Here is a 22,211-nt window from a genome sequence, read left to right as displayed (position 1 = left end):
TATTCTTACCATACTCCAAGGAGCAGCATCACTCCCGGCACCCAGGCCGTAATTACGCCTTCGATCACCTGAAGCACCGGAACAAATTTTCCGAGCTTTTTTCCCATGATATCTTCTACAAAGGCAGTTCCCCAGAGAATCGCCCAGAGATACCAGATTCCTGCCCAGCGGATATCCGGTGTGATCCCCAGTGTTTTGCTTCCCAGAAATCCTTCAATAGTTCCAAATACCACTGCATTGACAGCCACAAATGTGGAAAACCATGCAAACGGGATCGGACTCAGTTTCAGTATCTTAGAAAAAGCTACAAACAAGTAAGTGAAGCAGAACAGAAGTCCTGTTCCTGCTGCATAATAGTTTCCCTGTACCAGATTCACAAAATTAATAAACAGCGAAAGTCCACCAGTAAAAATATTCATGACAGCTGTGGATTTTCCATCTACGTTATATAAGGTGCACATTCCATTATTGATCAGAACGATTCCTACGAATAAAAGGCATACTCCTAACATCTGTTTTCCTCCCTATAGTCAATCGGATATTCGCAATCCGCTTTCGCTACTTGCTCATAACCGAATAACTGCTCCGCAGTTTATCAGGAGGGGCTTGTACCCCTCCTGATACAAGTAAGTCCCACCCACTGCTTATTGCTCCTCGCACTTGAAGCAGGGGACTTACTTGATTCGGTTAAAGTCTGTCTGCCCGGATGGCAACCTCAGCATAACTTTATGAGCTCTGCAAGGCTGTGCCCGGACAAATATTGCGTGTTATATTTTTTCAGAACAGATTGTAGAGCTGTGTAAGCGGAAGCTTTTCCGCAGGTCTGGATGTAATTGTCTCCCCGTCTACTGTTACCTCGTATGTCTCCGGATCCACCGTGATCTTCGGTGTACGGTTATTAAATACCATGTCCTTCTTAGCGATAGTTCTGCATCCCTTTACAGGAACCACTGTTTTTTCCAGGCCATAGGCTTCTTTGATTCCAGCCTCATATGCAGCCTGGGAAACAAAGGTAAGACACGCTTCGTTCTTTGCTTTTCCATGCGCTGCAAACATCGGCTGATACATTACCGGCTGTGTAGTCGGAATGGATGCGTTGGCATCACCCATCTTGGATGCAATGATCATGCCGCCTTTGATGATAATGTCCGGTTTTGCTCCGAAAAATGCCGGATTCCACAGAACAAGATCTGCGAATTTTCCTTTCTCAACAGAGCCTACATAGCCGGAAATTCCATGTGTGATAGCAGGATTGATGGTATATTTTGCAATGTAGCGTTTTACTCGGAAATTGTCATTTCCTTTACCTTCATCTTCCGGAAGGGCACCACGCTCATCCTTCATTTTGCTGGCTGTCTGCCAGGTACGTGTGATCACCTCACCAACACGGCCCATAGCCTGGGAGTCGGAACTCATCATGCTGAAAATTCCCATGTCATGAAGGACATCCTCTGCTGCAATAGTCTCAGGGCGGATACGGGAATCTGCAAAAGCCACATCCTCCGGAATTTTTTTATCCAGATGATGGCATACCATCAGCATGTCCAGATGCTCATCCAGTGTATTTACTGTATATGGCATGGTAGGATTGGTCGAAGACGGCAGAACATTTCCTGCTGCTGCGGCGCGGATGATATCCGGTGCATGTCCGCCGCCTGCACCTTCTGTATGATATGTATGGATCGTTCTTCCACCAATAGCTGCAAGTGTATCTTCCACACATCCACCCTCATTCAGAGTATCTGTATGAATGGCAACCTGTACATCATACTCATCTGCAACATTCAGGCAATGATCGATAACTGCCGGTGTTGCACCCCAGTCCTCATGGATCTTCAGACCCATGGCACCGGCTTTTACCTGCTCGATCAGCGGAGCCTCATCGGAGCAGTTTCCTTTTCCAAGGAATCCAAGGTTCATAGGATATTCTTCTGCTGCCTTCAGCATCATACGAAGATTCCATGGGCCAGGTGTACAGGTAGTTGCATTGGTTCCGTCTGCAGGGCCTGTTCCTCCTCCGATCATGGTTGTAACACCGCTGTACAGTGCACAGTCGATCTGCTGAGGACTGATGAAATGGATATGGGTATCAATACCGCCGGCTGTAACGATCATTCCTTCTCCTGCCAGTGCCTCTGTGGATGCTCCGACAGTCATTCCAGGTGTCACCCCATCCATGATATCCGGGTTTCCCGCTTTACCGATTCCTGCGATCTTTCCATCTTTGATTCCGATATCTGCCTTGATGATTCCTGTGGTATCCACGATCAGGGCATTGGTGATAACAAGATCCAGATCACCGTCACAGCTGCAGGTTTTTACAGACTGTCCCATTCCGTCACGGATAGTTTTACCGCCGCCGAATTTTACTTCATCGCCATATGTGGTGTAATCTTTCTCAACCTCCACTACAAGGCTGGTGTCTGCAAGTCTTACTTTGTCACCAGTTGTAGGGCCGTACATCATTGCATATTTTTCACCGGAAATTTTTACGCTCATTTGTGTCCCTCCTTATAAGAATCCCTTTAATGCTGCCTTTTCCATGGAGGCCTTTTTCGTGTCCTCTGCTGCTCTTGCTCTTGTCAGGTCATTCAGACCAAATACGCGTTTTCTGCCGCCCATCTCAGTCAGCTGCACTTCTTTTTCTTCTCCCGGCTCAAAGCGGACAGAAGTACCGGACGGAATATCCAGATGATAACCATATGCAGCCTCACGGTCAAAAGAGAGGCATTTGTTTACTTCGAAAAAATGAAAATGAGAGCCTACCTGTACAGGACGGTCACCTTTGTTGGCAACCATGATCTTTGTGGTCTTTTTCCCTTCATTAAGTACGATCTCTCTGTCTGCGGGAATGATTTCGCCAATCTTCATGTCAATTCCTCCTTACTGAATCGGGTTATGTACAGTCACAAGCTTTGTTCCGTCAGGAAATGTTGCCTCAACCTGTACTTCACCAAGCATATCTGCCACACCATCCATCACATCACCTTTTGTGAGGATCCTGGTTCCAAGCTGCATCAGCTCTACAACAGTTTTTCCGTCACGAGCCAGCTCCAGAAGCTCAGAGCTGATATAAGCCAATGCTTCCACATAATTCAGTTTCAGTCCGCGTTCCTTCCTCTCCTTCGCCAGATTTCCGGCCATATGGAGCATGAGTTTTTCCTGTTCCTTCGGGGTAAGTCTCATTGTTTCTTCCTCCTTTTTCGCCTGTTAGTCTTCACTAATTTAGTCCAGTAAAAAAACGCAGGCAACGGAAGCTCTCGCGAACTCCATTGTCTGCGTCAATGTCTGCATTATATCTGTTTTTTTCTGTAAAGTCAAGCAGTGAAATTATTTATGAAGTGACTCTCCATTGGTAGCGATCACGTCTTTATACCAGTAGAAGGATTTCTTCTTATAACGGTTCAGTGTACCTGTTCCGTCATCGTTGCGGTCCACATAGATGTAGCCGTAGCGTTTTTTCAGCTCTGCCGTAGACGCACTGACAAGGTCAATGCAGCCCCAGGATGTGTAGCCCATAACATCTACGCCGTCCCTGACAGCCTCTTCAACCTGAAGAAGATGTTTCTGAAGGTAGTCGATACGGTAGTCATCCTCAACTGTCATAACGCCGTCCTTCTCAACCAGCTTGTCTACTGCGCCCAGTCCGTTCTCAACGATGAACAGCGGTTTCTGGTAACGATCCCAGTAGTAGTTCAGCACATAGCGAAGACCCTGCGGATCGATCTGCCATCCCCATTCAGATGCTTCCAGATATGGGTTCGGAACACCGCCCATAAGATTACCCTTTCCTTTTGCCTGCGCCGGATCTGCTGTCTCACAGATGCTCATGTAATAGCTGAAGGAAACGAAATCTACTGTATTCCTGAGGATTTCCTCATCGCCTGGCTCAAATTTGATCTCAATGTTATTTTCACGGAAATAACGTTTCATATATCCCGGATAATATCCGCGGACATGTACATCACCGAAGAAATCGTTCTTGTGAACACTCTCCATAGTCTTGATCACATCGTCCGGGCATGGGGTCAGAGGATAGGTAGGCATGCTTAAGATCATGCAGCCGATCTTTGCATCCGGCATCATCTCATGTCCGATCTTTGTAGCAAGGGCACTTGCGACCAGCTCATGATGCACGGCCTGATAGAGATCCTGCTGGGAAAGCTTGTCTTTCTCTGTATAAATACCACCACTTAAAAACGGCTCATGGAGAACAGAGTTGATCTCATTGAAGGTCAGCCAGTATTTAACCTTCTTGCCGTATCTTGCAAAAATAGTTCTCACATATCTCTCATAAAAACCGATCATCTTTCTGTTTACCCAGCCATCGTAGGTTTTTGCAAGATGAAGCGGGGTCTCATAATGGGAGATTGTGACCAGTGGCTCGATTCCGTATTTATGGCATTCGTCAAAAAGATCATCATAAAACTGAAGACCTTTTTCGTTTGGTGTCTCCTCATCGCCATTAGGGAAAATTCGGCTCCATGCAATAGATGTACGGAATACTTTAAAACCCATCTCCGCAAATAATTTCACATCTTCTTTATAACGATGATAAAAATCGATTCCGATAAGTTTCATGTTATCCGGTGTAGGCTCTTCCGTTCTGGGGCCTACGATTCCGTGTGGTGTTACATCCTGTGTGCATAAACCCTTTCCATCTTCGTTGTATGCACCCTCGCACTGGTTGGCAGCAACTGCGCCACCCCATAAAAAATTCTTTGGAAATGACATTCTGGAATCCTCCTTATGTAATATATTCAAGCGGACATTCGGAATCCGCTTCGCTACTTCCTCATGAACAAATAAGCGGAATAACCGCTTATTTGTTCATGAAGTGATATAAAGCACCTATTAAATTTGCGTCATTGTAGAATTGACAGTTTGTGATCTTCGGCTCCGGAACATATGGTGTTATCTTTCGCAGTGGAATATTCTTCATTACTTCATCCAGGCTCTTCTGAAGATATTCATGCAGAAGCGGCTGCTGGCTGATGCCTCCGCCAATAGCAATGATGTCCAGATCCAGATAAATATTCAGGTTATAGATCTGTACTGCAAGACGGTCTGTAAACTCTCTCAGACCTGCCAGAACTTTCTCATCACCTTCATTTGCCAGACCAAATATCTTCAATCCGTCGTAAATCTGCCAGTCCTCTCCTGTATGCTTTGCAACAGTCTTTGCAAGTCCTTCCGCACCACTGATCATTCCCCAGTAGTTGTCCATCTCTGCCGGATTCTTCGCCTCTGTGCATATATAGCTGTATTCGCCTGCGGTGAAATGATTTCCGCGGAAAAGCTTTCCGTTGAGGATGATCCCGCCTGCAACACCGGTTCCGATAACAATAACAGCCCCATTTGTACAGCCCTTAAGACTTCCTCTCCAGAACTCGGCAAGTGCTGCACATTTTCCATCATTTTCCACGGAAACCGGAATTCCGTAACGCTGGGAAAGCTCTGTGCCAACAGTACTTCCTGCAAGATATGCAAGATATCCTGCTGTTACACAATATCCATTCCTGTTGTCCAGCATACCAGGCATGCTGATGGCAATACCTTCAATGCGGTTTTTGTATTTCTCCACAACACTGTCCAGAACTGCATAATAGTCCTCTTTTGTCTTTGTATGATAGTCTGGTGTGGGAACCTTATCTTTTTCAAGAATTTCCGCATTTTCGTCCATTAACGCGTATTTCGTAAATGTTCCGCCTGCATCAAAAACCAGATAATTTTTCATTTTCATTTTACCTCAAACTTTATTTCTCATCACCAAAATTCAACGCAAGCTTTGCAAAGAAATCTTCCAGTGTCAGTCTTGCATCCAGATATTTGTAAACACGGATCTCACGGTTGTCCTTACCATGGATGTATGTCATATCCTCTGCAATTCTTGGTGCAGGTACCATATCGTAGCTTACCTTTTCCAGTTCTTCCATCAGAACGGCAATGGTTCCCTGATCACCAAGTCCCCAGATCTCGCCCTGTGGCCAGTCCATTTCGTACTTGGCTGCTACATGATTGAAATCCACCAGCTGCTCAAAAAGATATTTTCCGATCTTTCCACATGGGCGTACCTTCAGCTGAAGCTCTGCAAGAGAAACAGCCATCACTTTGTAAAGGCTCATCGGTACCTGCCATACCGGCACTTTGGAGGAGAATACCACGTTTACAGCGTTGATATCCATCATCAGATTGAACTCAAATCCTCCCTTTGGGTAGTCAGCTCCGCCGATCCAGATCACGGTCATTCGCTCTGCAATCTCCGGTTTCATCAGAAGTGCGGATGCAACGTCTGTGATTGCTCCCTGGCATGCGATGTATAACGGTCTCTTATCGTCTTTCATCGCTTCCTCGATAATGAATCTTGCACCCTCGGAATCGATTGGTGTATGCTCATCCTCAAGGGCGCGCGGTGCACCAAGCTTTACCGGATACTGGTCCTTAAGTCCCATAAGATCCATAACTTTGATGATCTCATCGTAGCTTGCCTGTGCAGTACCAAGCTCGCCGTACTGCTGTGGGTTTTTCCAGAAATGACCTGCAACAAGGCCTTTTACGTCGAATCTTGGTGTCATGAGATGATGTGCTACTGCATACTGGTCATCTGCCTCGTTTTTGCAGTCTGTATGTACGATCACCCTTACTTTTTTGTTTTCCGGTACTGTATAGGCGTAATTCCACATAATATTTTCCTCCTTATATAAAATAGATGTTCTGGTAATCGAAAGGAGCACCTTTCGATGCTCCTTATTTTTTCTTTTTTTGTTCGATTTTAATTTATGCGTTTTCTTTATTCCGCTGGTTCAGCTCTGCACGGATCTGCGGATATTTTTTATCCAGATCATATGGAATCAGCACAACGATAGAAAGTATTGTAGCTACCAGTGCAAGACCACCGAATGCAAAATTGATCGCTGTATGTGTCTGCGGGAACTCCTTTGCAATGCTGATACCCTCTGCCACTGCCTTATCAAGCTTTGCTGCATCATAGTTACCCCATACAAGAAGAGCAGATACGATAGCTGACGCTGCTGCTGAGGAAACCTTGTTTACGAATCCCTGGATTGCATTCTGTGTTCCGCCAAGGTTTCTTCCTACCTGCCACTCTGTATAGTCAAAGATATCAGGCATCATCGAGAAGAACATACTGGAACGGAAACCGAATCCAAGTCCGATCAGTCCAAGTGCTGCTGTTGCGATTGTTCCGTCAGATGTGAAGAACAGGATCGCATATCCAACGATATCTACGATCGCTCCAAACTGGATCAGCTTGATCTTGGCAATTCCCTTACCATTGAGATAAGCTGCAAGGATCATAGTCGGGATTGCAAGTAAGGTAAGTAAAGTAAGTGCCAGTGACATTCCGCTTACATCACCAACAATGTAAGTATAATAGTACTGCATTGCTCCGTACATGGAAAGATATCCAAGGAAAAGGAAAAATACCTCGCCAAGGAACATGAGGTAATATTTATTTTTTACAAGACTTCCGATATCCTTGATCAGAGAACTCTTTCCTGCTGACTTTGTCGGCGGGTTGATCTCTACGATAGAGAATACACAGATTGCCATGATGATGATAACGATGATTCCAAGTACAATGTTTGTGTTACGGTATCCGGTAGCCAGCGCTGCACCCGTTGCATCCTTGGAGCCGGAGAAGAAGTATACCATCGGAAGCACGAACAAGGAAGATGTCAGTGATCCAAGGTTTGAAAATACAGTACGTGTTGTAGAAATCTTGGTACGCTCTGTTGCGGATGCTGACAGAGAAGATACAATCGGTGCCATCGGAATATTTACCAGAGTGTAGCCAAATGAGAAGATAACGTAAGTTATGTATGCCCATGCAAGCTTTGCACCTGCGCTCCATCCTGTCGGAACGGAAAACAGAAGAACCATACCAACTGCAAGGACCGGTGCACCGTAAAGCATCCATGGACGGTAACGTCCCATTTTTGTATCTGTACGGTCGATCATTGCACCTACCATATAGTCTGTGAATGCATCGATGAATTTTGTTACAACGAACATAAATCCAACAGCGCCGGCTGCAAGTCCCGCGCAGTTTGTGTAATAAAAGAGAAGATATGTATTGGCAAGAAGGTATGCAAGATTACAAGCATAATCACTGATACCAAAACCGATACGCTGTCTCCATTTGAACTTTGTTGTTTCATAATATGCCGGTTCGTGTTTTAACTTTTGCATTTCTTTCCTCCACCTTTTTATGTTGATTTAACGATCCACTCAGGAACATGTAAATTTTTTCTGCGCGCCCTGTTTCTGGCGGATCAATCAGGTATGTCTCAACGACAAGCATATTATAAGCAAAGATTTTCCGTTTTTGTTATCATATTTTTGATGTATTTATCATTTTTTCAACATATTTCTAATATTTTTATAAACTTATTCAGAAATAAAATTCCTTGCGTTTATATTTCTCACGGTACTGTCCTGGGGTCATCTTCATATATTCTTTGAATACGCTGCCAAAATGGCTCTGGGAGTTAAAGCATACATAGTCACTGATCTCTGACAGGGTGGCATCGGAATACTTCAGAAGATTGGCAGCTCTTTTTATCCGGAATTTCAGAATGTAGTCCTGGATTTTTTCTCCGGTATCCTGACGGAAGACCCGGGACAGATGCCCCTGGCTGATCCCGATTGCTTCTGCAATGTCCTCCATATAGATCTTGTGGTGGTAATTCTGTGAAATATAATCTTTGCACTGTTCTGTGTAGCTGGAAAAACTTCTGGTTTTTCTGGTATCAGCCACCAGTTTTGTAAATTTATAAAAACATCTTTGATTCAGTTCGATCATTTCTTCCATAGTCCGACATTGATCGATCTGATTGATAAAATAATCACTGAGACGATATGCATCTGCCGGCGAGACTCCTCCTGCTATAGCTTCTCTTGTTGCCAGTGTAGTTATCACAATAGCCTGATTCCTCTGATGATTAAAATGTTTTCTGGAAAGAATCCCACCCTTTTCCAAAAGTGCCGTGGCTCGTTCATTAACCTCTTCCACATTTCCTTCACGTATACTGTCCAGTACATATCGTTCTTCTATGTATGTATGATGATAGGCTGCCGTATCCGATTTGTCCAGTTCAATGCGAACTGTTTCGCCCTCCTGCCAAACCTCTTTTTCCTCAATGAGATTATTTTTTTCCATAAGGTCGTCTGGCTGAATATCCTTTCCCTCCAGAAGCTCATACAGTAAACTTACGAAATTCAGCATTCGGTTCAGTGTCATTTTGTCCGGATGACGTTCTTCTTTCGTTGACATATGATATTTCTTATAAAACTGATGGATTTCCACATAGCTGAGCTCTTCTGCACATACCGGACCTGACAGATAGAAATCCTGACCGCTCTGAACACAGAAGAAATAAATTTTATCAAAGACCTTATAAACAGTCGGTACATTCTTTTCCTTTGTCTGGCAGATCAGGGAACGACGCAATTCCTCTGATACAGTCAGCGGATTCTGTTTTTCGGAAAAAACCCCAAGACTCCGGATATTCCCCCCTGCTTCATCTGCATAAAAAATGGGAATTCCCCACAGACTTTCCAGTTTTCTCAGCAATGTATATTCTGCCATGTCAATATCCTTTCATCCGTATTTATAGAACTGTTATTGGAATAAATTATATGTTTTTTTTCTTCCATGTGCAAGTCACCAACCACTTATTACTTTTCACAACTCCGCAGGGAACTTACTTGATTCGGTTAAAAAGTCTTGCGGCTTTTTTCGTAGGAGAGTATGCTAGTAATATCATAAATAAGAGAAACAAGGGGATTTTCCTATGAAAATATGCGGATTTAACAAAACAACTTTACTGGATTACCCGGGGCGGGTGGCCTGCACTATATTCCTGGGTGGCTGCAACTTCCGCTGTCCTTTTTGCCAGAACGGAGCTCTGGTAGTGGAAGCGGACACCCAGCCTGGTTATTCTCAGGATGAAATTCTGGCTTTTCTGAAAAGAAGAAAAGGGATTCTGGAGGGAGTATGCGTGTCCGGAGGCGAACCGACGCTTTCTGCCGGACTTCCGGATTTTCTTCACGAGATCAAAAATCTTGGTTATGATGTGAAACTTGATACCAACGGGTCACGTCCCTCTGTGGTAAAAAAACTCGCAGCAGACGGCCTCATTGACAAGGTCGCAATGGATATCAAGGCCTGTCCTTCCAACTATCATGTGCTTACCGGCGTGAATGTTGATCTGGACGCGATCCGTGAAACTGCCGGATGGCTGCTGAACGGAGATCTTGATTATGAATTTCGTACTACTGTTGTACGTGAGCTTCATTCTGAAAAAGATTTTCAGGAGATCAGTCAGTGGCTAAGCGGTGCGAAATCCTATTATCTCCAGGCTTACCGGGATTCTGACGGGGTTCTGATGCCGGGATTCTCCGCCTGCTCCGAGGAAGAAATGAAAAACTACCGGGATATCCTCCTTGAGACGATCCCGGTAGTTGAAATTCGCGGTATGGATCTGTAAGCTGCAGATCTGCAAAACAATCTGCTTACTCGTATATCTGAAAACTTTTCGATCAGACGTTGATAAAGCTGTACCAGTATCCACCTTTGCCACCTGGAATGTGGATATCCGGGCATTCCTTAAAGTAGGGAAATCCAAACATATTGGCCATAAACCTTTCCTGCTGGCTGTATCCGCCGGGAACTCCCAGTATGTACTGCCCCCGGTGATTCCTGCATAGCAGAAGATGCCCGAAATTCTGATATCCATATATGACAAAACGGTTGTTGCAAAAGCAGCCGTTTTGTTTACATAAAATAGAGCAATCAGAAGGTTTGATCTTCCGACAGTCTGTGAACTGGCCGTCATTGAAAGGTACATCGCAAGGTATGCCAGGAAGTGGGTGGGGCGGTCTCGAGCCCGGATTCGGGTGATTTGGCCCTGGCTGCGGCGGTCGTGGACCTGGATTCGGGCGTGGCTGACCTGGTCTGGGCGGTTCCGGCGGGCGCGGATCAGAACCCGGATTCACTTGATCTCGCCGGGGCGGTTCTGGTGGTTTGGGTAACCCTGTCTCTGCTGCCCCTGTACTCTCCTGCTGAAATTCCATAGATTGCTGTATTGATTCTGCTGAAAACCCAATATCTTCTTCCAGAACTTCCTCCGCTTTCATGATCTTGGCTTCTTCATTTTCTGATAATTCAGAAGAAGCTCCCGATTGCTCCATCTCTCCCTCTTCTGTTTCTTTATTTTTCTCTCGTTCTTTTCTGTTCCTTTCCTCTTCTTTCTGAGATTCTGTTTTCTCCTCTTTCCACTCCCGGAAATTCTCAGGCCGGATCGGCTGATCGTCCCATTCTGTTCCCCAGAATCCACCTGCATCCGAGATCAGCAGCATTCCTCCAAGATCCTGAAGACTTTTTCCCATGCCTCCGATATCTCCGGCATCCGTCTCCAGCATACACTCGATCCGCTCCTGCCCTGTAACACAGCTACCGATCAGAATCCCGTCCATCAGCCCTTCCCGCCGCACAAAGCCATACACCCGGCACCTGCTCCCCGGTTCCAGCCCAACACAGCGCAGATGAACCTCCATCCGACACTTCCGGTCCATGGCTTCCACTCTCACATAACCACTGCTGCCATCCTTTTTCCCCTTACGATACTCGTACACATACGCAACAAAACGCTGATATCCAGCCAACGCGTGTCCCTCCGGTAATTCGGCTTCGTTAATATATATGAAGATTGCGGGAAATCATTCCTTACATTTCAGCTACACTGCACCTGCAAATTATAAACAAAATATTCTCCCTGTTTCTCAGATATGTAACTTTCTATCGGATATATCTGATCTCTTATTTTCCTTTATCTTTATTTTTTCCTGGCAAATGTAGCAGATACTCCTTTCTTTTCTCATTGAAGTAACACAAACCTACATTCTTTTATTTTTCACAAACAAAAAAGAATCCCTCAACCAAGGGATTCTCAAAGCTTTAGTCGAAGCGACAGGATTTGAACCTGCGACCTCTGCGTCCCGAACGCAGCGCTCTACCAAACTGAGCCACGCTTCGTTATTTTGTTTTCAGTTGTTTGTGTGTTGCTCAACTGCAAGAGCTATTATATTAGAGTTTCTGTTTTTTGTCAATAGAAAAAATTAAAAAATTTCAAAAAAATCGAATTTTTTCTTTTTTACTGCTTCGGGAGTGCATTTTTGCAGACCCGAAGCAGTTTTTCTATGCCCAACGGCTCTTCTGCTCTTCGCAGATACTGTTCCACTGGCAGTTTCCGCAGATTTCCTTCCTGCCATCTGTCGCGAGGATTTTTTTCTGAACCTGATGTGTAAATTCTTTGAACTCCAGAACCTGACCAGCCTCAAATCCACAGCGATCCAGCACTGCCTGATCGTACTCCACAACCTTACCGCCTGGTGTACAGTGGCCTCCGCAGTTATTTGGACAGGCTGAACAGATTTCATCTGTATCTACATGCAGCCTTATCTTTCTTCCTGACAAAAAAATCTCCAGCATCTCTGCCATATGGGCGGTAAAACCGTTACTGTACCCTTCACCTTTGAAATAAGCCAGGCACATACCATGATGAGGGCGCAGGGGAATCGCTTTTTCCTCTGTGCCCTCATCAGAAGCATATGCCGAAGCCATGCTCTTATCTTGCATATTTACGTACCTTTCCTGATAAAACATAAGCCAGTGCAATCTTGATCAGATCCGGAATGATAAACGGGAATACGCACCATCCGAGAACTGCCATCAGACCTACTGCACCAGTGCTTCTTGTATAAGCAACCATAAACCATGCTGTCCCAAATGCGTAGCATACGATCAGACCAACAATCATGGAAATAATCTGAACTACCGGTTTTCTTCCCAGGAATTTCTCAAATGCCCACATCACAAGTGCAGAGAAAATAAATCCGATGATATATCCTCCGGAATTTCCGAGAAGAGCTCCGATTCCTCCGGAAAATCCTGCAAAAACAGGAACTCCTACTGCACCAAGAAGAACGTAAACCAGAACTGCCATCGTTCCTCTTTTACCTCCAAGTACGCCTACTGCCATGAATACTCCGAATGTCTGCAGGGTAAACGGTACCTGCGCCGGAATGGAAATCCATGAGCAGACTGCCATAACTACTGCAAAAACTGCAATATAAACAAGATCGTATGTCTTGCTTCTGGTTGCTGCCGCTGTTGTCATAATAATCTTATCCTCTCTTTCCTTTGCTGCTTTCCGCTGCTGAAGATCATCTCATCTTTTCTCTGATGATATCCGTTTTTAGCTGTTAACAATTTAACACACGTCGTCCCGATTGTCAACGCATTTATATTTTACAGTTTACATTTTTCATCAAATTTACCAGGGTGCCGTATCATTCACTTTGACAAATAAAATTCAGGCAGTTCATTATGTAAAACATGATATCTGCTTATTTCTAATTTCCGCTTTCAAATCCCCACGTCCAATGTTATACTAAAATTAACGATTTTTTCAGCAAAAAGGGGGATTTTTCCACATGAATATACAGGATATCCAAAATATCAGTACCAGCTGCACACGAACTGAATTCGTAGGAACTGCGGTCCTTGACACGATCGGTCTTGTAATCTCCGGAGTTGACGATTCTCTGCTTAAGGAGATGAACATTGGCACGAAATATCACTGTCTGGGACTTTTCAGCTCCCGTACAGGCGCTGCCGGTCAGATCACAGCTATTGATGACGCAGTCAAAGCTACCAACACGGAGGTTCTTTCCATTGAGCTTCCAAGAGATACTAAGGGATGGGGCGGTCACGGCAACTACATTGTACTTGGAGGAAATGATGTTTCCGATGTGCGTCATGCCATTTCCCTGGCATTAGAGCTTACCAATAAATATGCTGGTGAGGTTTACATCAGCGAATCCGGTCATCTGGAATTTGCTTTTTCCGCAAGCGCAGGCCCTGCGATCCATAAGGCTTTTGGCACGCCGCTGGGCGAAGCTTTCGGATTTATGGCCGGTTCCCCTGCTGCTATCGGTCTTGTTATGGCTGACAATGCTATAAAATCTGCCGCTGTTTCTATTACGAAATACATGACTCCGAATATTGGGACCAGCCATTCCAACGAGGTGATCATTGCCATCTCCGGTGACGCCAGTGCAGTAAAAGCTGCCGTGCTGGAAGGCCGCCAGACCGGTCTCGAGCTTCTGATCGGTATGGGAACTTATCCTGAAATTCCAGGTACACCATATTTATAAAAAATTTTCCCACTCTGTAAGCCAGGATATAACACCCTATTACAGAGTGGGATTTTCGTATAAACCATAATTCTGTATTTCAACCGCACATTGCATATCAAACGAATATTCATAATCCACATTCGTTTCTCTATCACATATAGGCATTTATCGCTTCATTATATTATCAAACATTCATAACATGATTTTACGCAAAAAACAGCGTCACAGGATCATCAACACATATGATCCCATAACGCTGTTATCATTTCTTATATTCTCAATATCCGAACTGTTTTTCCCCGCTTATCAGCCCACCTGATATACATCTGCGGACTGAAGTCCAAAGCTTAATGCCTCTGAATGGCTTCCGCAGTAGATATCTACATGTCCGTAAGGAGTTCCAAGATCCTCTACTGTATAAACAGTTCCATTGATCAGAAGCTTAGTTCCAAAAGGAACTCCTGCCATGGCTACTGTACGTCCTGCTGTCGGAACTGTACCGCTGGCTGTCAGATTACCTGCTGTACCGCAGCACTGTGCACAGTTACAGTATGCAGTCAGTGTAAAGTTGCCAAGATATGTTCCCTGGCTGGAAGAACCGGAATCTGAGGAAGTATCTGCTGATGTATCAGCTGCCTCATCGGAAGAAGTCTCCTCTGAAGATGTATCCCCGGACTCATCATAAGAAGAATCCTCAGAAGAACTATCTTCACTGCTCTCATCCTCAGAATTTCCGTACTGAACATCGTCTTCCTCATCTTCTTCTTCCTCTACAACAACATCTGAACTTGTAGAACTGCTGGAAGACTCTGTTGTATCCTCATCCGGATCATATCCGTAATCATCCTCTGTATCGCCGGAGCTGTCAGAATCAGACTCTGTATTCTGTGCTTCCTCAGCTGCTTCTGCTGCGGCCTCAGCTCTTGCCTTCTCCTCTGCAGCCTTCTCTTCTTCTGCCTGCTGAACAAGTGCAGTAATATTACTGTCTGCGTTGCTGATATCTGCCATCAGCTGCTGAGCCTCTTCCTGGCTGGCACTGATCTGATTTACATAAGAGCTGATATCATCACTTGTACTTGCAGCCATAGACTGTACTTCCTGCTGTTTAGCCGCACGCTCTGTCATCAGATTATCGATCTCTGCTGACTCTTTCTCAACCTTCTCCTCATTCTCCTGAATGTTCTCCTGAAGGCTTACATATTTATCCAGCATATTCCTGTCGTATGTAGAAATCTGGATCGCATTCTCTGCGCGGTTCAGAAACTCTGCCAGGCTCTCAGAGGAAAGCAGGGTTGCCAGAGCAGATGATCCTGCATTCTCATACATATATGCGATTCGAAGCTTCATGGACTCATACTGGTCTGCGGAAGCTTTCTTCGCTTTCTTAAGTTCTGTCTTTACTTTATTTAATTCATCTTCCTTCTCAGCAGCCTGAATACTCAGTTCAGAGATGCTGTTGGTAAGATCCTCATACTGTGCGTTTAAATCGGCCAGATAGCTCTCCAGCTCCTGCTTCTTGCTCTCCAGACTGCCGATGCTGCTCTGTACCTGTGCAAGACCTTCTTCAGCGGCCTGTTTCTGCGCCTGTGCATCTGCGATCGCGGCTTCTGTGCTGGATGCGTATACGTTGCTTCCCATGGAAAATGAAAGCATACCTGTAAGCAGTAATGTGAAAACTTTTCTATTCTTCATATAAACACCTTTCGTCCTTTCATGGGTACTAGTATAACATATTTTTCATAAAAAGCAACATTTTTATTTTATTTTTGTAACAAGTACGTAATATTTAGTTTTCCAGCACCATGAAATCTCATTGTAGAAGTAAGTTTATATTATAAAATTATTACAAAATATGTTTCTGTAATTTTTAAGATATTCCCACCATTAATAAGAAAGAATCCTGCGCTACGGAGTAATTTCCTATGACGTAAAAAAACTGCCGCCTCACAGGTTTCCCCGCAAAGCAGCAGCCTCTCTTAAAATAATCCTACGCAGTTTCAATTCCCACGTCGTCAGTCAGGCGGATCTTTCTCCGCTGTCAAACCCATAGCCGTTTTATTCTGCGGCCTCCAGAACCTCTCCTTCAGCTTCCTCAGCCATCACTTCCTGATACTTGTCCAGGATGATAGTCTGGATTCGCTCTCTGGTAGCAGAATTGATCGGGTGTGCAATGTCACGGTATTCCCCGTCACTGGCCTTACGGCTTGGCATTGCGATAAACAGGCCTTTCTCACCTTCGATAACCTTAATGTCATGTACTACAAACTCGTCATCTATTGTGACAGACACAACGGCCTTCATCTTCCCTTCTTTTGCTACCTTCCTCACACGTACATCTGTAATATTCATGCTACTTGCCCCTTTCATACCGCCTAACGTATCTGCGGGAATTTCTGAATTTCTGCAATTTATAATACGTAGCGTTCGTTTTTCTCCACGACGATCTTCACTTCTCCTTCTTCGCCGCAGTAATATGAATTCGCCCGGATCGTATCCCGGCTCTCAACAATGCAGTTCTCGATATGCGTATTATCTCCAAGGTATACGTCATTAAGAATCACAGAGTTTTTAATAACACAGTTATTGCCTACAAATACATCACGGAACAGGACAGAATTCTCCACTGTACCGTTAATGATGCATCCGCTGGAGATCAGACTGTTCTTCACATCTGCACCCGGATTATATTTAGCCGGCGGCACATCTGCGATCTTTGTCTTGATCCCTGGCTCCTGTTTAAAGAAATAATCGCGGATCTCCGGTTTCAGGAAATCCATATTTGTCTGATAATAAGCCTCTGCTGTGGAAATATTGTTCCAGTAAGTATCGATCTTATAGCCATAAATTCTCTTGAGATTCTTATATCTGATGAGAATATCATTTACAAAATCATGTCTTCCTTCCTGAGCAGCACGCTCGATCAACTCGATCAGCTGTCTTCTTCGGATAACATAAATACCTGTAGATACAGTATTATAAGAAGAAACGATTGGTTTCTCCTCAAATTCCTCGATCCTGCAGTCTTCATTCATGCGAAGCACGCCAAATCTCTCAACCTGGCTCTGATCCTGACAGGTAGTGCATACAACTGTAACATCTGCCCGTTTCGCAATATGGTATTCCAGAACTTTATTGTAATCCAGTTTGTAGATTCCATCACCGGAAGCGATCACAACATACGGTTCATGACTGTTCTTCAGGAATGTGAGATTCTGATAGATCGCATCTGCAGTTCCCTGATACCATAAGCTGTTGTCCTTGGTAATAGTCGGAGTGAAAACATAAAGACCTCCCTGCTTTCTTCCAAAATCCCACCATTTGGAAGAGCTTAAATGCTCATTCAGGGAACGGGCATTGTACTGTGTCAGAACAGCAACCTTCTGAATGTGTGAATTCGCCATGTTGCTTAAAGCAAAGTCAATTGCGCGATAGCTTCCTGCAATAGGCATAGCTGCTATCGCTCTCTTGTTTGATAATTCTCTCATGCGGTTATTGTTACCGCCTGCCAAAATAATACCTATCGCTCTCATTCTTTCCCACCGTCCTTTGCTGCAATTACCTGGCCACCTGCCAGTTCTCCGTCAGGGTAGTCATCTTTTGTTGTAACGCCTGAGATAGCGGTATTCTTACCGATCTTCACATTATCCGGAATCACGCTGTTCTCTCCGATAGCAGCAAGGCCAAAGGAATATACTGCCGGCTTCAGAACATTCGGTGCTTCCTCACCGCAGCCGATCACAACGTTGTTTCCGATGGATACATCCTCAGCTACAATCGCTTTATCCATAACAACATTCTCTCCAACTGCAGTGTTCTTCATGATAATGGAATCACGGATCACACTTCCCTTGCCGATGGTTACATTAGGACCGATAACAGAATTATGTACTTCACCATAAATCTCAGTTCCCTCGCCTATGATACACTTGTCCACAACTGCCTCTGCAGCAATGTACTGCGGCGGAACTACATCTCCCTTGGTATAGATCCTCCAGAATTCCTCGTAAAGATTAAATTCCGGAATGATATCGATCAGCTCCATATTAGCTTCCCAGTAAGAACCAAGAGTTCCGACATCTTTCCAGTAGCCATTGTATTCATAGGCAAAAAGACGCTGATCTTTTTCCTTGCAATACGGAAGGATATGTTTACCGAAATCGCATCCATTCTGATCTTTCAGTGCGAGCAGTGCTTCTTTCAGAACCGGCCATGAGAAAATATAAATACCCATGGATGCCAGGTTGCTGCTTGGATGCTCCGGCTTCTCCTCGAACTCGGTAATACGGTTGCTCTCATCAGTTACCATAATACCAAAACGGCTGGCTTCCTCAATAGGAACCGGCATACATGCAATCGTGATATCTGCCTTGTTCGCCTTGTGGAAATCCAGCATTACTTCGTAATCCATCTTATAGATATGGTCTCCGGAAAGAATCAGTACATAATCCGGATTATACTGCTCCATATACGCCAGGTTCTGATAAATTGCATTGGCAGTTCCTGTGTACCATTCACTGCTTGTGCTCTTCTCGTACGGCGGCAGGACTGTGACACCGCCTTCATTGCGGTCCAGATCCCACGGAATACCGATGCCGATATGTGTATTCAGACGTAGTGGCTGGTACTGTGTCAGCACACCCACTGTGTCAATTCCTGAGTTAATACAATTGCTCAGTGGAAAATCGATAATACGATATTTACCACCAAAAGCGACTGCCGGCTTTGCAACTTTTTCTGTCAAAACTCCTAACCTGCTGCCTTGCCCACCGGCCAAGAGCATGGCAATCATCTCTTTCTTAATCATGCGATCACCTCTTGTATGTTATGATTATTTAATTATAGCATACTTTACCGTATTAGTGAACATTTTTTACAATTATTTTGTCTACATTTTATTTTTTTTATCGCTATTGTATACTATAAATTGGTCTGACTAATCATTTTTTCTGTTCTTCTGGTAAATTTCAACATTTTTCGACGATATTTTCTGGCTACTTTTATAATCCGCGCAAAACCACTTTTTTCTCCGAAAGTACCACTTTTCAATTGATTCCGGACGCGGTATAATAAAACAGATCAGAGAATCCCGAAAACAACACATATATATAAGGAGATTATTATGTATCAGATAGACTTTCACAAACCGCTTCACATTCATTTTATCGGAATCGGCGGCATCAGCATGAGCGGCCTTGCAGAGATCCTTCTTGAAGAGAATTTCAGGATCTCCGGCTCCGATGCAAAAGCCAGCCCGCTTACCCGCACACTGGAGGAGCGCGGTGCAGTGATTTACTATGGACAGCGCGCTTCCAATATCAAGGATGATGTAGATGTTGTTGTATACACAGCAGCCATCCATCCGGACAACCCTGAATTCGCCTGCGCCAGGGAGAAAGGTCTTCCAATGCTCACACGTGCAGAGCTTCTTGGACAGATCATGCGCAACTACGACACACCGATTGCGATTTCCGGTACCCATGGCAAAACAACCACAACTTCCATGGTTTCCCACATCCTTCTTGAGGGTGACTGCGATCCTACCATCAGTGTTGGCGGTATCCTTCCTGCCATCCACGGCAATATCCGTGTTGGAAATTCTGAGACTTTTGTCACTGAAGCATGTGAGTACACCAACAGCTTTCTCAGCTTTTTCCCGAAGATCAGCGTGATCCTGAACATGGATGCAGATCATCTTGATTTCTTCAAGGACATTGATGATATCCGCCACTCCTTCCGCAGGTTTGCAGAGCTTCTGCCGGCTGACGGAACGCTGATCATCAACGCGGACACCCCGGAATATGAAACGATCACCCGTGACCTCCCATGTCAGGTACTTACCTATGGCCTTGAGAACGATGCTGATTACACAGCCACAGATATCACCTGGGATAAATACGGACATCCTTCTTTCTCCGTCCTTTTCCAGGGCAAAAAAATCGGCAGCTACTATCTCCGTGTACCGGGTATCCACAATGTATCCAATGCACTTGCATCCATCGCCGTAGGACGTCTTCTCAACCTTCCTGATGAGGTGATCGTTAAAGGACTTGGAAGCTTTACAGGTACAGACCGCCGTTTCCAGTATAAGGGCGAAATCGGAGGCGTTACCATTATTGATGACTACGCACATCATCCAACAGAGATCGAGGCAACTCTTCACGCAGCGAAGAATTATCCTCATCAGAAAGTATGGTGCGTATTCCAGCCGCATACTTACACACGTACCAAGGCTCTGCTTCCTGAATTTGCCAAAGCCCTGACTCTTGCTGACCACGTAGTTCTTGCTGATATCTACGCAGCACGTGAGACGGATGACCTTGGCATTTCCTCCCAGGATCTCCAGAAACAGATCCAGGAACTGGGAACCCCTTGTGAATATTTCCCGACTTTCGATGAGATCGAGAGCTTTCTTTTAAAAAGTTGTGCACATGGTGATTTGTTGATAACTATGGGCGCGGGAGACGTTGTAAATATTGGAGAACACATCCTCGGAAAATAGTTATCCACATTATCCACATGCTTATGCACATTCCAGAGGTGCCCGGCATGTGGATTTTTTTGTGTATAACCCACTTGACATAACTCGACAACATATTTCTGCAAATACCGCAATTTTCTTATAAAATCGTGGTTTATTCAAGTTTCCAATAATGTTATCCTCAAAATTATCCACACTATCCACATTTTCCACATGTGGATTGGTGGATAGCTCCTGTGAAAATAAACTATTCTCATTTAAAAGTGGTTGTGCTATAATCCTCATTAGCATGGCGGACTTTTTATGTCCGCTGTAATTTACGTGACAGCTGCCGGGAGTGCTATAGATTCCAAATCGCTGTCAATATATTAAAAAGAAAGGTGAGCGCAGATCATGAGCCTGATTTCTCTTAAAAATTCCTCCGAAACGGAGGTTACGGTTCTTTCCAACCGTTTTATTGACAACTTCATGCCTCGTGCCAACGGAGAATTTGTGAAGGTATATATCTACCTTCTCCGGGTGGTATCTGCAGCTCCTTCTTCTTTTAATCTGGAGGATATGGCAGATCGTCTTCTCTGTACAGACAGAGACATTTCCCGCGCACTGAAATACTGGGAAGCCGAGAAGCTGATCTCCCTGACTTACACAACAGACCAGCTGCTGTCCGGCATCACCCTTCTGGAACCTGGTGATGCCGGGCAGCTTGAGAGCAGTGTTTCCAGTGAGGGAGCATTTTCCGGCGGAACAGCTTCTGCATTTGCTTCTGCTGTCGGAACAGATCCTGTTTCTGCCGCACCCACACAGACGAATGCGAATACAGCCAGCCGGCTCACTCCTGACCGGGTAAAAGAGCTCAAACAGAACGAGGAGGTCAGCCAGCTTCTCTACATCACCGAGCAATATCTCTGCAAAACGCTGACACCTACTGAAATACAGAAGATCCTTTACTTTTATGATGAACTTAAAATGTCAGCGGATCTTATCGAATATCTTGTGGAGTACTGTGTCTCCAGAGGACGCAAGAGTATACGATACATTGAAACGGTTGCCCTTGCCTGGTTCAGGGACGGAGTTACAACTGTGGAAATGGCCCGCGAGGCAAGCTCCCGTTTTTCCAGGGATTATTACACGATCCTGAAAGCAATGGGCATCAGCGGACGGAATCCTGTGGAGAACGAGATTTCTTACATTGATACCTGGCGCAAGACTTACGGCTTTGATCTGGAGCTGATCCAGGAAGCCTGCAGCCGGACAGTCCTCACAACAGGGCAGCCAAGTTTCCAGTACGCAGATAAGATCCTGTCCGGTTGGAAAAAGAAAAACGTACATACTCTGGAAGATATCCGGCTGCTGGATGCAGAGCATAAGAAACGTCAGCTTGAGAAATCCGTTTCCCACCAGAAACAGCCGGCTAAACAGCCGCAGGCGAATAACCGCTTCAATAATTTCCATCAGAGAGACTATGATTTCGCAGAGTATGAGAAACGTCTTTTAAATAATCAGTAAGCTT

At 44.8% G+C, this 22,211-nt stretch carries 20 protein-coding genes and 1 tRNA gene; 4 read left to right on the top strand and 17 right to left on the bottom strand.

Annotated features, from left to right (window positions below):
* Positions 1-5: 5 nt before the first annotated feature.
* The 9 genes from AC04Q4_RS14665 to AC04Q4_RS14625 form a co-directional block, all read right to left on the bottom strand.
* Positions 6-512 carry an AmiS/UreI family transporter gene (locus tag AC04Q4_RS14665; protein ID WP_173737869.1) on the bottom strand — a complete coding sequence of 169 codons (507 nt, stop codon included), beginning with the start codon at positions 510-512 and terminating at the stop codon, positions 6-8.
* A gap of 265 nt (positions 513-777) precedes the next feature.
* Entirely contained in the window at positions 778-2,499 is a 1,722-nt protein-coding gene (ureB, locus tag AC04Q4_RS14660) for an urease subunit beta (RefSeq protein ID WP_476389209.1), read from the bottom strand.
* A 12-nt stretch (positions 2,500-2,511) separates the two neighbouring features.
* Complete coding sequence (gene ureB, locus AC04Q4_RS14655; RefSeq protein ID WP_119240702.1) at positions 2,512-2,871, bottom strand: urease subunit beta; 360 nt, start codon at positions 2,869-2,871, stop codon at positions 2,512-2,514.
* Positions 2,872-2,883: 12 nt separating this feature from the next.
* Complete coding sequence (gene ureA / locus AC04Q4_RS14650; RefSeq protein WP_173757458.1) at positions 2,884-3,186, bottom strand: urease subunit gamma; 303 nt, start codon at positions 3,184-3,186, stop codon at positions 2,884-2,886.
* Positions 3,187-3,330: 144 nt separating this feature from the next.
* Positions 3,331-4,734 (bottom strand): 6-phospho-beta-glucosidase, encoded by a 1,404-nt coding sequence (locus AC04Q4_RS14645; RefSeq protein ID WP_476389208.1) that lies wholly within the window; start codon positions 4,732-4,734, stop codon positions 3,331-3,333.
* A gap of 88 nt (positions 4,735-4,822) precedes the next feature.
* Positions 4,823-5,737 carry an ROK family protein gene (locus tag AC04Q4_RS14640; protein WP_476389207.1) on the bottom strand — a complete coding sequence of 305 codons (915 nt, stop codon included), beginning with the start codon at positions 5,735-5,737 and terminating at the stop codon, positions 4,823-4,825.
* Between the two features lie 19 nt (positions 5,738-5,756).
* Positions 5,757-6,683 carry a nucleoside hydrolase gene (locus tag AC04Q4_RS14635; RefSeq protein WP_476389206.1) on the bottom strand — a complete coding sequence of 309 codons (927 nt, stop codon included), beginning with the start codon at positions 6,681-6,683 and terminating at the stop codon, positions 5,757-5,759.
* 94 nt (positions 6,684-6,777) lie between these two features.
* Positions 6,778-8,211, bottom strand: coding sequence for a glycoside-pentoside-hexuronide (GPH):cation symporter (locus AC04Q4_RS14630; protein WP_476389205.1), 1,434 nt, complete (start codon positions 8,209-8,211; stop codon positions 6,778-6,780).
* Positions 8,212-8,413: 202 nt separating this feature from the next.
* On the bottom strand, positions 8,414-9,610 hold the full coding sequence (locus AC04Q4_RS14625; protein ID WP_476389204.1) for a helix-turn-helix domain-containing protein: 1,197 nt from the start codon (positions 9,608-9,610) through the stop codon (positions 8,414-8,416).
* Positions 9,611-9,815: 205 nt separating this feature from the next.
* Between AC04Q4_RS14625 and AC04Q4_RS14620 the strand changes: the two genes are divergently transcribed.
* Positions 9,816-10,511, top strand: a complete 696-nt coding sequence (locus tag AC04Q4_RS14620; protein ID WP_476389203.1) for an anaerobic ribonucleoside-triphosphate reductase activating protein — start codon at positions 9,816-9,818, stop codon at positions 10,509-10,511.
* Between the two features lie 52 nt (positions 10,512-10,563).
* Here the strand turns inward: AC04Q4_RS14620 and AC04Q4_RS14615 are convergent, their stop codons facing one another.
* The 4 genes from AC04Q4_RS14615 to AC04Q4_RS14600 all read right to left on the bottom strand — a co-directional run bounded on the left by AC04Q4_RS14615 (position 10,564) and on the right by AC04Q4_RS14600 (position 13,202).
* Positions 10,564-11,688: a DUF6128 domain-containing protein gene (locus AC04Q4_RS14615; RefSeq protein WP_476389202.1), complete on the bottom strand. Its 1,125-nt coding sequence runs from the start codon at positions 11,686-11,688 to the stop codon at positions 10,564-10,566.
* 296 nt (positions 11,689-11,984) lie between these two features.
* A tRNA-Pro gene (locus AC04Q4_RS14610) sits at positions 11,985-12,058 on the bottom strand.
* Between the two features lie 162 nt (positions 12,059-12,220).
* A complete protein-coding gene (locus AC04Q4_RS14605) occupies positions 12,221-12,661 on the bottom strand; it encodes a DUF1284 domain-containing protein (protein WP_476389201.1) in 441 nt (146 codons plus the stop codon).
* A complete protein-coding gene (locus tag AC04Q4_RS14600) occupies positions 12,651-13,202 on the bottom strand; it encodes a biotin transporter BioY (protein WP_173737879.1) in 552 nt (183 codons plus the stop codon). Before AC04Q4_RS14600 ends, AC04Q4_RS14605 begins: the two co-directional genes overlap by 11 nt.
* A 316-nt stretch (positions 13,203-13,518) precedes the next feature.
* Here AC04Q4_RS14600 and pduB point away from each other — a divergent pair, with 316 nt between their 5' ends.
* On the top strand, positions 13,519-14,241 hold the full coding sequence (pduB, locus tag AC04Q4_RS14595) for a microcompartment protein PduB (RefSeq protein ID WP_173737880.1): 723 nt from the start codon (positions 13,519-13,521) through the stop codon (positions 14,239-14,241).
* A gap of 288 nt (positions 14,242-14,529) precedes the next feature.
* Here the strand turns inward: pduB and AC04Q4_RS14590 are convergent, their stop codons facing one another.
* From AC04Q4_RS14590 to AC04Q4_RS14575, 4 genes are all read right to left on the bottom strand, one after another.
* Complete coding sequence (locus tag AC04Q4_RS14590) at positions 14,530-15,915, bottom strand: PcsB-like coiled-coil domain-containing protein (protein ID WP_476389200.1); 1,386 nt, start codon at positions 15,913-15,915, stop codon at positions 14,530-14,532.
* A 363-nt stretch (positions 15,916-16,278) separates the two neighbouring features.
* Entirely contained in the window at positions 16,279-16,572 is a 294-nt protein-coding gene (gene spoVG, locus AC04Q4_RS14585) for a septation regulator SpoVG (RefSeq protein ID WP_119239840.1), read from the bottom strand.
* A gap of 59 nt (positions 16,573-16,631) precedes the next feature.
* A complete protein-coding gene (gene glgD, locus AC04Q4_RS14580; RefSeq protein WP_476389199.1) occupies positions 16,632-17,753 on the bottom strand; it encodes a glucose-1-phosphate adenylyltransferase subunit GlgD in 1,122 nt (373 codons plus the stop codon).
* Positions 17,750-19,027, bottom strand: a complete 1,278-nt coding sequence (locus tag AC04Q4_RS14575; protein WP_173737883.1) for a glucose-1-phosphate adenylyltransferase — start codon at positions 19,025-19,027, stop codon at positions 17,750-17,752. Before AC04Q4_RS14575 ends, glgD begins: the two co-directional genes overlap by 4 nt.
* A 315-nt stretch (positions 19,028-19,342) precedes the next feature.
* On the opposite strand from AC04Q4_RS14575, the gene murC reads away from it, so the two are divergent.
* Entirely contained in the window at positions 19,343-20,722 is a 1,380-nt protein-coding gene (gene murC / locus AC04Q4_RS14570; RefSeq protein ID WP_476389198.1) for a UDP-N-acetylmuramate--L-alanine ligase, read from the top strand.
* Positions 20,723-21,094: 372 nt separating this feature from the next.
* Complete coding sequence (locus tag AC04Q4_RS14565; RefSeq protein WP_476389197.1) at positions 21,095-22,207, top strand: DnaD domain protein; 1,113 nt, start codon at positions 21,095-21,097, stop codon at positions 22,205-22,207.
* Positions 22,208-22,211: the final 4 nt, after the last annotated feature.

Source organism: Blautia sp. HA8986, assembly GCF_056504635.1.
Note: the sequence above shows the minus strand (reverse complement) of the source record. Positions and strands in the feature narration are given on the sequence as shown.

What these genes read in the sequence shown, in the direction of transcription:
- AC04Q4_RS14635 (WP_476389206.1), bottom strand. Translation starts at nt 6,683, where the DNA reads ATGTGGAATTACGCCTATACAGTACCGGAAAACAAAAAAGTAAGGGTG.
- AC04Q4_RS14640 (WP_476389207.1), bottom strand. Translation starts at nt 5,737, where the DNA reads ATGAAAAATTATCTGGTTTTTGATGCAGGCGGAACATTTACGAAATAC.
- pduB (WP_173737880.1), top strand. Translation starts at nt 13,519, where the DNA reads ATGAATATACAGGATATCCAAAATATCAGTACCAGCTGCACACGAACT.
- ureB (WP_119240702.1), bottom strand. Translation starts at nt 2,871, where the DNA reads ATGAAGATTGGCGAAATCATTCCCGCAGACAGAGAGATCGTACTTAAT.
- ureA (WP_173757458.1), bottom strand. Translation starts at nt 3,186, where the DNA reads ATGAGACTTACCCCGAAGGAACAGGAAAAACTCATGCTCCATATGGCC.
- AC04Q4_RS14645 (WP_476389208.1), bottom strand. Translation starts at nt 4,734, where the DNA reads ATGTCATTTCCAAAGAATTTTTTATGGGGTGGCGCAGTTGCTGCCAAC.
- murC (WP_476389198.1), top strand. Translation starts at nt 19,343, where the DNA reads ATGTATCAGATAGACTTTCACAAACCGCTTCACATTCATTTTATCGGA.
- glgD (WP_476389199.1), bottom strand. Translation starts at nt 17,753, where the DNA reads ATGAGAGCGATAGGTATTATTTTGGCAGGCGGTAACAATAACCGCATG.
- AC04Q4_RS14620 (WP_476389203.1), top strand. Translation starts at nt 9,816, where the DNA reads ATGAAAATATGCGGATTTAACAAAACAACTTTACTGGATTACCCGGGG.
- AC04Q4_RS14600 (WP_173737879.1), bottom strand. Translation starts at nt 13,202, where the DNA reads ATGACAACAGCGGCAGCAACCAGAAGCAAGACATACGATCTTGTTTAT.
- AC04Q4_RS14665 (WP_173737869.1), bottom strand. Translation starts at nt 512, where the DNA reads ATGTTAGGAGTATGCCTTTTATTCGTAGGAATCGTTCTGATCAATAAT.
- AC04Q4_RS14630 (WP_476389205.1), bottom strand. Translation starts at nt 8,211, where the DNA reads ATGCAAAAGTTAAAACACGAACCGGCATATTATGAAACAACAAAGTTC.
- AC04Q4_RS14605 (WP_476389201.1), bottom strand. Translation starts at nt 12,661, where the DNA reads ATGCAAGATAAGAGCATGGCTTCGGCATATGCTTCTGATGAGGGCACA.
- AC04Q4_RS14590 (WP_476389200.1), bottom strand. Translation starts at nt 15,915, where the DNA reads ATGAAGAATAGAAAAGTTTTCACATTACTGCTTACAGGTATGCTTTCA.
- AC04Q4_RS14575 (WP_173737883.1), bottom strand. Translation starts at nt 19,027, where the DNA reads ATGATTAAGAAAGAGATGATTGCCATGCTCTTGGCCGGTGGGCAAGGC.
- AC04Q4_RS14625 (WP_476389204.1), bottom strand. Translation starts at nt 9,610, where the DNA reads ATGGCAGAATATACATTGCTGAGAAAACTGGAAAGTCTGTGGGGAATT.
- AC04Q4_RS14565 (WP_476389197.1), top strand. Translation starts at nt 21,095, where the DNA reads ATGAGCCTGATTTCTCTTAAAAATTCCTCCGAAACGGAGGTTACGGTT.
- ureB (WP_476389209.1), bottom strand. Translation starts at nt 2,499, where the DNA reads ATGAGCGTAAAAATTTCCGGTGAAAAATATGCAATGATGTACGGCCCT.
- spoVG (WP_119239840.1), bottom strand. Translation starts at nt 16,572, where the DNA reads ATGAATATTACAGATGTACGTGTGAGGAAGGTAGCAAAAGAAGGGAAG.